Source organism: Mycobacterium sp. (genome assembly GCF_049683935.1).
GTDB lineage: Bacteria > Actinomycetota > Actinomycetes > Mycobacteriales > Mycobacteriaceae > Mycobacterium.
Genome location: NZ_JBAUJR010000223.1, coordinates 1 through 5274 on the forward strand (window position 1 = coordinate 1; position 5274 = coordinate 5274).

Sequence of the window (5274 nt, forward strand, 5' to 3'; positions counted from 1 at the left end):
GGCTCAACCGGCGTCGCAGCCGGCGGCGCACAGGTGCCGGTCCGGTGGCGGTGCGCTGGCCGGCGAACACCCAGCCGTGGATCCGCGCCGGGGGCACCAGGAACAGTGCCCGCCGAAGTCCGTTGTAGACCCCCATCTACAGCGCCGGTTGATCGGGGGTTTGCGGGGTGTCGGCCCGTTTCCTGCGTCGCAGCAACACCCGTCTGCTGCCGTCGGTGTAGAGCCGGACCCGGGTCAGCTCCCAGCCCCGGTACTCGGCCTCGATGGACAACCGGATCGAGGCGTTCACCCGGGTCACGTCTGGTGGCAGCCGCAGCGGGATCCATTCGTACTCGCCGGAGCCCTCCGACACCGCCTGGTCCCAGGTTGCCGGCAGCCGTCCCCGCGAGCCCGTGCTCATTCCGCCTCGCCCGCAGAGGTGATCACCTGGACGCCGTCGCCCGAGCCGGAGACCACATAGAGGGTGTCCGTCGCCTCGTCGACCGCCAGCGAGTTCGGTTGCCGCACTGTTCGATGTCGCACCTTCTCGACGGGGATGCCGGTCGAGAGATCGTAACCAACGACGGTGTTCGTCGCCGTCTGTGCGACCCACGTCAGTCCTTCGGCGGTGCCCGAGGAGGTCAGACCGTAGGGGGAGTCCGGCACCGGGAAGCGCTGTCGCAGGATCAACGGGTCGACCCCGTAAACGAGCAGTTCGCCGCCGCGGGTGTCGGCGACCACCACCCTGCCTGCCGAATCGGCGGCCATCGTCGTTGCGCCCGCACCCGCGCGCAGCGCGTGTGCCGATTTTGTTCCTTCGGCGTCGAGGCTGGTGATGGAGGTCTGTCCCCGATCCAGCACGATCGCGGTATTGCCTTGCGTCACAATGGCGTCCACTCGCGCGAACATCTTCAGTCGCGCACCGACCTCGGTGTCCGAAGCCAGCGTGTACACCGCGCCGTCGGCGCTTCCCAGCACCACCTTGCCGTCGGCGCGCCGCGCGATCGCGGTGAAGTCCACCCCGTCCTGGTCCTGCACATCGATCCTCGTCGCATCACCGGAGGTGATGTCGAACCGGAAATAACCGCCCTCCGTAGACAGGATCAGTCCACCCTCGCCGTCTGCGGCCATCGCCGTGGCGGACCCATCGAGCTCAGTGGGTGACGGTGTTCCCGCCTCCGGGAACACCGTGACGACCGACCTGTTGTCGCGACCGGCGCCGAGGACCACCAGCGAGTCGGTTTGCGAGTCGAACACCGCCGCCTGCGCCGGGCCGGCCAGAGGAAGGACCGTTCCCGGCGGGGTGCCGGTGACGGCAGGCGAGTCGGCGGCCTGCGCCGCTTCGATTGTCGGCGGAGGGCTGTCCACCGGGTTCGACGAGCAGCCGGCAATCAGTGCCATTGCCAGCGCTGCAGTGCCGAAACGAATCAGCTGAGCTGGTGGGTTGATGCGACGCGGCAATGGGTAGCTCTCGGATTGTGTGTATGGAACCTGATCGAACAGCCAGTGTATGCACCCCCGGAGGCCAGTATTCGTCGCGTCCGTCACGCCCGTTGACGATCGCGACGGTATGGTACGGACCATGACCCTTTCCATGGACAGGGACGTGACCGATCACCGATTTGCTGTCGAGGACATCACCACCGGGGTGCACGCCAGCGGGTTCGGCCAGGTGGGAGACGGACGCAGCTTCTCATTTCGCACCGAGCGCCAGGCGCTGGTCGTCGAGATCTACCGGCCCCGAGTGCGTGGTCCGGTGCCGCAGTCCGAGGACGTCGTCGCTCTCGCCACCCGCAAGCTCACCGACATCGACCTTTTTGATGAGCGCAGCCTCGCTGCGGTCGTCCGTGACGCCGTCGCCGACGCGCAGCCGGTGCCTCGCAACGGCCGCTGAACCCACTTCACGGTACGGTCGTCGTCGTGACGGACGTGGCCGCGATGTCCTGGTTGCAGGTCGTCGTCCTCTCGGTGCTGCAGGGACTCACCGAGTTTCTGCCGGTGTCGTCCTCGGGGCACCTGGCCATTGCATCCCGGGTGTTCTTCGATGAGGACGCCGGCGCCTCGTTCACCGCGGTGAGCCAGCTGGGCACCGAAGCGGCCGTCCTGGTCTACTTCGCACGCGACATCGTCCGGATCGTGAAGGCGTGGTTTTCCGGCCTTTTTGAGGCTGCGCACCGCAATGCCGACTACTGGTTGGGCTGGTGGGTGATCATCGGGTCGATCCCGATCGGTGTGGTCGGCCTGCTCTTCAAGGACGAAATTCGCACCGGCGCACGCAATCTGTGGCTGGTGGCGACCGCGCTGATCGTGTTCTCGCTGGTCATCGCGGCGGCTGAGTACTACGGCAGGCAGACACGCCGCGTCGAGGATCTGACCTGGCGCGACAGCGTCATCGTCGGCCTCGCACAGTGCCTGGCGCTGATACCGGGCGTGTCGCGGTCGGGCGCCACGATCAGCGCGGGCCTGTATCTGGGGCTCGACCGGGAACTGGCAGCCCGGTTCGGTTTCCTGTTGGCGATCCCGGCGGTGTTCGCCTCGGGCATGTTCTCGCTCCCGGATGCGTTCGACCCGGTCGGGGAGGGCATGAGCGCTACCGGTGCGCAACTGCTGGTGTCCACCGTCATCGCGTTTGTCGTCGGCTTCGCCGCCGTGTCGTGGTTCCTGCGATTCCTGGTCCGGCACAGCATGTACTGGTTCGTCGGCTACCGCATCGTGCTCGGATGTGTCGTGTTGATATTGCTCGGGACAGGAGTGGTGGCGGCTACATGACGGTTCTGCTGTTGCGTCACGGCCGGTCGACGTCGAACACCGCCCACACCCTGGCGGGTCGGTCGGAGGGTGTGGACCTCGACGACCGCGGCCGCGAACAGGCCGAGGCACTCGTGGAGCGCCTCGGGACGCTGCCGATCCGCGCGATCGTCCGGTCGCCCCTGCTGCGCTGTCAGCGAACGGTCGAACCGCTGGCGTCCGCGCTGGGACTGCAGCCGGTGGTCGACGAACGGATCGTCGAGGTCGACTACGGCTCCTGGACCGGCCGCAAGATCGGTGAGCTGGTCAAAGAGCCGTTGTGGGCGGTGGTCCAGCAGCAACCCAGCGCGGCGGTGTTCCCGGACGGGGAGGGGCTCGCCGCCGTCCAGGCCCGCGCGGTGGCCGCGGTGCGTGAGCACGACCGCATGCTGGCCGCGGAGCACAGCGGCGACGTGCTGTGGATCGCCTGCACACACGGTGACGTGATCAAAGCGGTGCTCGCAGATGCCCTGGGCTCGCACCTGGACAGCTTCCAGCGCATCAACGCCGACCCCGCATCGGTCAGTGTGATCCGCTATACGACGCTGCGGCCCTTTGTGATCCACGTCAACCACACCGGCTCCGCACTGAACTCGGCGCTGACCGCTGTGCCCGCCGATGGCAAGACCGAGGACGGCACCGTTCCCACCGGTGAAGCCGTGGTCGGCGGATCCACCGAATGAGCGCACGCCGCACAATTACGGCTGACGTGGCGTAGCCGGTATTTTGGAAGCTGCCATGTCCCGCGAAATCCATGTCTTCCGCACACCCGACCGATTCGTGGCCGGGACCGTCGGCCAACCCGGAAATCGCACGTTCTACCTGCAAGCGGTCCACGACAAACGGGTGATCTCGGTGATCTTGGAAAAACAGCAGGTGGCGGTGCTCGCCGAACGGATCGACGCGTTGCTGCTGGAGATCAACAAGCGCTTCGGCACGCCGGTTCCCCCCGACACCGGCGAGGTCGAGGACCTGAGTCCGTTGATCACCCCGGTGGACGCCGAGTTCCGGGTCGGCACCATGGGGCTGGGCTGGGACTCCGAGGCGGAGACGGTCGTCGTCGAACTCCTCGCCGTGTCGGAGGCTGAGTTCGACGCCTCGGTGGTCCTCGACGACGCCGAGGAGGGGCCGGACGCGGTGCGCGTGTTCCTGACCCCCGAGTCGGCGCGGGAGTTCGCGACGCGATCCAACCGGGTCATCTCGGCGGGACGCCCACCCTGCCCGCTCTGTGACGAGCCGCTGGATCCCGAAGGACACATCTGCGTCCGAACCAACGGCTACCGGCGCGGCGCGCTGGGTGGATCCGACGATGTCGACGACATCTGACGTCGGGGTGCTGCAGAACGGCGAGTTGACCGTCATCGGGCGGATCCGCTCGGCGAGCAACGCGACCTTCCTGTGCGAGGCCACACTGGGCGAGCTCACCCAGCACTGTGTGTACAAACCGATCCGCGGTGAGGCACCGCTGTGGGACTTTCCCGACGGAACGCTGGCGGGCCGCGAGTTCGCCGCGTACCTGGTGTCGGCGGCACTGGGCTGGGACATCGTGCCCCACACCATCATTCGTGACGGACCAGCGGGTCCCGGGATGCTGCAGCGTTGGGTCGAGCAGCCCAGCGACACCGAGGACGATGAGGCAGACGATGCCGGTCCGGACCTCATCGATCTGGTGCCGTCGGGCAGGATCCCTCCCGGTTTCCTGCCGGTCCTCGAGGCCTACGACCACGCCGGCGACGAAGTCACCCTGGTGCACTCCGACGACGACAGGCTGCGGCGGATCGCCGTGTTCGACGTGTTGATCAACAATGCCGATCGCAAGGGCGGCCATGTGCTCCACGGGGTTGACGGGCAGGTCTACGGCGTGGACCACGGCGTCAGCCTGCATGTCGAGGACAAGCTGCGCACCGTTCTGTGGGGCTGGGCGGGCAAACCCGTCGACGACGACACCCTCGAGGCGGTGGCCGCTTTCGGTGATGCCCTGACAGACGACCTCGGTGCCGAGTTGTGCTGTCACATCACCCCCCGCGAGGTCGCTGCACTGCGGGCCAGAGTTGTTGCCCTGCTGCAAAACCCGGTGATGCCCGGACCCGATCGACGCCGACCGATACCGTGGCCGGCTTTCTGACGTGATCTACTTGCCCGGTGACCCTCACCGATGCAGCGCTGGCCGCCGAGGTGGCCGCCGAAGCCGGTGACCTGCTACTGGCGATGCGTGAACAGATCGGCTTTTATGATCCCTACGACCTCGGTGACGCCGGAGACAAGCGCGCCAACACGCTGATCCTGGACCGGCTGCACCGGGAGCGGCCGCACGACGCGGTGCTGTCCGAGGAGGCCGTCGACGACGTGTCTCGGGTCGACGCCGACCGGGTGTGGATCGTCGACCCCGTCGACGGCACCCACGAGTACTCGATGCCCGGCCGCGCGGACTGGGCCGTGCACATCGCGTTGTGGCAGCGCTCTTCCGGGCCTCACGGGGGCGGTCTCACCGACGCAGCGGTCGCGCTG

General features: G+C 67.5%; 8 protein-coding genes and 1 pseudogene. 6 read left to right on the plus strand and 3 right to left on the minus strand.

What is annotated here, in order from left to right; all coding sequences use genetic code 11:
* From WA965_RS12805 to WA965_RS12815, 3 genes and pseudogenes are all read right to left on the minus strand, one after another.
* Positions 1-136, minus strand: a pseudogene (locus WA965_RS12805) (quinone-dependent dihydroorotate dehydrogenase); the annotation flags it as partial.
* Positions 137-400 carry a DUF5703 family protein gene (locus WA965_RS12810; protein ID WP_526295721.1) on the minus strand — a complete coding sequence of 88 codons (264 nt, stop codon included), beginning with the start codon at positions 398-400 and terminating at the stop codon, positions 137-139. It abuts the pseudogene before it with no gap.
* Positions 397-1380, minus strand: a complete 984-nt coding sequence (locus WA965_RS12815) for a YncE family protein (protein WP_526295723.1) — start codon at positions 1378-1380, stop codon at positions 397-399. The genes WA965_RS12810 and WA965_RS12815 overlap by 4 nt, the downstream gene beginning before the upstream one ends.
* 181 nt (positions 1381-1561) lie before the next feature.
* Here WA965_RS12815 and WA965_RS12820 point away from each other — a divergent pair, with 181 nt between their 5' ends.
* The 6 genes from WA965_RS12820 to WA965_RS12845 all read left to right on the plus strand — a co-directional run.
* Positions 1562-1873 (plus strand): hypothetical protein, encoded by a 312-nt coding sequence (locus WA965_RS12820; protein ID WP_526295725.1) that lies wholly within the window; start codon positions 1562-1564, stop codon positions 1871-1873.
* A 44-nt stretch (positions 1874-1917) separates the two neighbouring features.
* Complete coding sequence (locus tag WA965_RS12825) at positions 1918-2748, plus strand: undecaprenyl-diphosphate phosphatase (RefSeq protein ID WP_526295735.1); 831 nt, start codon at positions 1918-1920, stop codon at positions 2746-2748.
* Complete coding sequence (locus WA965_RS12830) at positions 2745-3449, plus strand: histidine phosphatase family protein (RefSeq protein WP_526295727.1); 705 nt, start codon at positions 2745-2747, stop codon at positions 3447-3449. Before WA965_RS12825 ends, WA965_RS12830 begins: the two co-directional genes overlap by 4 nt.
* Before the next feature lie 55 nt (positions 3450-3504).
* Entirely contained in the window at positions 3505-4092 is a 588-nt protein-coding gene (locus WA965_RS12835) for an Rv2134c family protein (RefSeq protein WP_526295729.1), read from the plus strand.
* Positions 4076-4891 carry an Rv2133c family protein gene (locus tag WA965_RS12840; protein WP_526295731.1) on the plus strand — a complete coding sequence of 272 codons (816 nt, stop codon included), beginning with the start codon at positions 4076-4078 and terminating at the stop codon, positions 4889-4891. The genes WA965_RS12835 and WA965_RS12840 overlap by 17 nt, the downstream gene beginning before the upstream one ends.
* Before the next feature lie 17 nt (positions 4892-4908).
* The coding region (locus WA965_RS12845; protein WP_526447587.1) for an inositol monophosphatase family protein at positions 4909-5274 on the plus strand (366 nt) is incomplete at its 3' end.

Coding starts and splice junctions, on each gene's coding strand:
- WA965_RS12830 (WP_526295727.1), top strand. CDS start 2,745: ATGACGGTTCTGCTGTTGCGTCACGGCCGGTCGACGTCGAACACCGCC.
- WA965_RS12840 (WP_526295731.1), top strand. CDS start 4,076: ATGTCGACGACATCTGACGTCGGGGTGCTGCAGAACGGCGAGTTGACC.
- WA965_RS12810 (WP_526295721.1), bottom strand. CDS start 400: ATGAGCACGGGCTCGCGGGGACGGCTGCCGGCAACCTGGGACCAGGCG.
- WA965_RS12825 (WP_526295735.1), top strand. CDS start 1,918: ATGTCCTGGTTGCAGGTCGTCGTCCTCTCGGTGCTGCAGGGACTCACC.
- WA965_RS12835 (WP_526295729.1), top strand. CDS start 3,505: ATGTCCCGCGAAATCCATGTCTTCCGCACACCCGACCGATTCGTGGCC.
- WA965_RS12820 (WP_526295725.1), top strand. CDS start 1,562: ATGACCCTTTCCATGGACAGGGACGTGACCGATCACCGATTTGCTGTC.
- WA965_RS12815 (WP_526295723.1), bottom strand. CDS start 1,380: ATGGCACTGATTGCCGGCTGCTCGTCGAACCCGGTGGACAGCCCTCCG.